Here is a 2679-nt window from a genome sequence, read left to right as displayed (position 1 = left end):
GGCCGTGGCGGGCGCCGGCGCCGGGACGGCCGCCGCGCCGGGCACGGCGGGCGCCCGCCGCGACGCCGACGACCCGGGCCTGGCCCGCCTGTTCGGCGTCGCACCCCGCACGGCACTGGCCGCCCGGGCGGTGCTGCCCGCGCTCCTCGGCGGAACCTGGCTCACCCTCGCCCTCACCGGCCCGAGCATCGCGGACGGCACGGCGTGGTGGGCGTTCGGCCCCGCGGCGGCGCCCGCGCTGGCGGCCGGGGCGCTGCGGACGGCGCGGCGGCGGCCCGTCGACCACGCCATGCCGACCCTCGACACGCCGTTCGGCTCCGTGCCCACCGGCCCGGTCCGGTGGGCGGCGACCGGAATCGACGTCGCCGCGCTCGGCTGCGCGCCGCTGCTCGCCGCGCTGAGCGCCCCGCCCACCGCGATCGGCGCCCACCTGGCCGTCCAGGCCGGCACCGGAATCGCGGTGCTCGCCGCCTACCTGGCCGCCGCGCGCCGCTGACGGGTCAGGCGGTGGGCTTCACCCCGGCGTCGGCGAGGATCTCGCGGTTCTCCCGGTAGAGGGCGTCGAACGCGGCGAGCTCCGCCTCGTCGTCCTCCTTGGCGAACGACAGCGGGCCCTCGCCCGCCAGCGACGCCCGGCCGACCTCCGCGCGGAAGACGATCGTGCCGTTGCCCTCCAGGACGGGCTGCCAGCGGCCCCCGGCCTCCTGCAGCCACGACCGCGCCGGACCGCCCGGGTTGCGCACCAGGACGGGCACGTCCGGGTCGACCCGGCCGAGCCGCGACAGCACCGCGCGCGACGCCGCCACACCCGAGCCGCACGACGGCGTCAGCCCCGCCCCCCGCTCGTAGGTCTGCACGTACACGTCGTCCGGGCCGCGCCCGTCCAGCGGGAGGACGAAGCTGACGTTCGCGCCCTGCGGGAAGGCGCCGCGCGCGTCCGCGACCCGCAGGCCCGTCTCGATCAGCTCGTCCTCGCGGTAACCGTCGATGACGCTCACCAGGTGGGAGTTCGGCACCGCCACCGCCGTGACCGGCAGCGACGCGTGGTAGGCGCCGAGCACCCGGTCGACGACCGGGTCGGCGGCCCCGGCGACGATCGGGTCTGCGGGCGCGAAGTCGACCGGCGGGAGCTCCACCGCCGTGCGCCGCACGCCGTGCGGCGTCGTCCCCGCGTCGCGGACCGTGAAGTCGTACGGGCCCGTGCGCAGCACCACCCGCCCCGCGTCGTAGCGGTCGAGGAGCAGGCGGCCCGCGCCGCGCATCCCGTTCCCGCAGAGCAGCGACTCCGAGCCGTCCGGGTTGAAGAACCACGCGCGGCCCGTGCCGTCGCCGCCGTCCACGATGAAGTAGACACCGTCGGCGCCGAGCCCGTCCCGGCGGTCGCACAGCCGCCGCACCGCGCGGGCGGCCTCCCCGCCGGGGAACAGCTCGTCCGGGGCACCGTCGATGACGAGGATGTCGTTACGGTTTCCGTGGACCTTGACGACCGGCAACTGCGACATGGCGGCTCTCTGACGTGCTGCGACGAATGATCCGACCATCGTACCGGCCGGTCTCCGGCGTTCGCGGGCCCGCGCCGTTAGCATCGCCGACGTCACATCCCCCGCACACACCTGGACGCGCCATGTGGGACGATCTCGCCCGCCTCCGGACCGGCTTCCTCCCGGACGTCGACGAGCAGACGCTCGTCCTGAAGATCGCCGAAGAGTACGGGGAGGCCGTCCAGGCGTACATCGGCGTCACCGGGCAGAACCCGCGCAAGGGAACCCACGGGACCAGGGAGGACGTCCGGGACGAACTCGCCGACGTCATCATCACCGCGGGCATCGCCCTCGTCGCGCTCACCGGCGACGACCCGGCGCGAGCCCGCGCGCACCTCGAACGCCGCCTGCGCGCCGTGACCGAGCGCTCTGGGGTCTGACCGCCGTCCCCGGTCCCCATCTCCGCGTGCACGATCGTCCCGTCCGGCATCGTGATCCGGCCGACTTCCCGGAACGCTCGATCCTCCGCGGGTCAGCCGTCCCGCCGGGCCGTCGTTCCGGGTGGTGCGAGCTTCGCCGCGATCGCGTAGTCGATGCGGACGCCGCGGTAGGTGGTCCTCGGCACGGCCTCGTCGGGGACGCCTTCCCGGACGCTCCCCGACGACGAACGGGCGTCGGCGTCCCCGGTGAACACCACCGAAGAATCCGGCACCACGTCGAACCGCAGCTCGTCCGCCTTGATCGTCGCCCGGAACAGGATCGCCGCCGAAGCCGCGACCTCGCCGTCCGGATGCTCACCGGCCATCGTCCGTCCTTCCCGGTCAGCGGCTCGGCTACCTGGAGAACACGCGCAGCAGGCTCCGGCCGAGATCCTGCAGGGACTCCTCGGTCTCCCGAAGCGCGCCGCGCAAGTCCGCGCCGCGCTCGGTGCCGTCCCCGTCGTCCCCCGTATCGCCGCCGCCCGTGCCTTCGGGCTCGCGGCGGTCGTCTCCGGCCCCGGCGGGTGCCGGACGCTCGTCTCCGGCCCCGGCGGGTGCCGGACGCTCGTCCTCGTCGGCGGCGAGGGCGCCCGCCCCGCGCGTTTCCTCGCCGACCCGCCCGGCGCGCAGGTCGGCCCGCTCCGCCGCGCCATCGGCACCCCGACCGGCGCTCTCCGCGGCGCCCCCGGCGCCACGGCCCGCCTGCTCGGCGGCGCCGC

General features: G+C 76.4%; 3 protein-coding genes and 2 pseudogenes. 2 read left to right on the top strand and 3 right to left on the bottom strand.

What is annotated here, in order from left to right; all coding sequences use genetic code 11:
• Positions 1-496, top strand: a pseudogene (locus ACFQ11_RS37485) (DUF6297 family protein); the annotation flags it as partial.
• Positions 497-500: 4 nt separating this feature from the next.
• Here the strand turns inward: ACFQ11_RS37485 and dapF are convergent.
• A complete protein-coding gene (gene dapF / locus ACFQ11_RS37480) occupies positions 501-1502 on the bottom strand; it encodes a diaminopimelate epimerase (RefSeq protein WP_378307680.1) in 1002 nt (333 codons plus the stop codon).
• A gap of 122 nt (positions 1503-1624) precedes the next feature.
• Here dapF and ACFQ11_RS37475 point away from each other — a divergent pair, with 122 nt between their 5' ends.
• The gene (locus ACFQ11_RS37475; RefSeq protein WP_378307678.1) at positions 1625-1921 is read left to right on the top strand and encodes a MazG-like family protein; all 297 of its coding nucleotides are present in this window, start codon (positions 1625-1627) and stop codon (positions 1919-1921) included.
• A 92-nt stretch (positions 1922-2013) separates the two neighbouring features.
• On the opposite strand, the gene ACFQ11_RS37470 is transcribed toward ACFQ11_RS37475, so the two are convergent.
• Entirely contained in the window at positions 2014-2286 is a 273-nt protein-coding gene (locus ACFQ11_RS37470; RefSeq protein ID WP_378307676.1) for a hypothetical protein, read from the bottom strand.
• 28 nt (positions 2287-2314) lie between these two features.
• Positions 2315-2679: pseudogene (locus ACFQ11_RS37465) on the bottom strand (hypothetical protein); the annotation flags it as partial.

It is taken from the genome of Actinomadura sediminis (genome assembly GCF_042675525.1).
Classification (GTDB): Bacteria; Actinomycetota; Actinomycetes; order Streptosporangiales; family Streptosporangiaceae; genus Spirillospora; species Spirillospora sediminis.
Note: the sequence above shows the minus strand (reverse complement) of the source record. Positions and strands in the feature narration are given on the sequence as shown.

Coding starts and splice junctions, on each gene's coding strand:
- ACFQ11_RS37470 (WP_378307676.1), bottom strand. CDS start 2,286: ATGGCCGGTGAGCATCCGGACGGCGAGGTCGCGGCTTCGGCGGCGATC.
- ACFQ11_RS37475 (WP_378307678.1), top strand. CDS start 1,625: ATGTGGGACGATCTCGCCCGCCTCCGGACCGGCTTCCTCCCGGACGTC.
- dapF (WP_378307680.1), bottom strand. CDS start 1,502: ATGTCGCAGTTGCCGGTCGTCAAGGTCCACGGAAACCGTAACGACATC.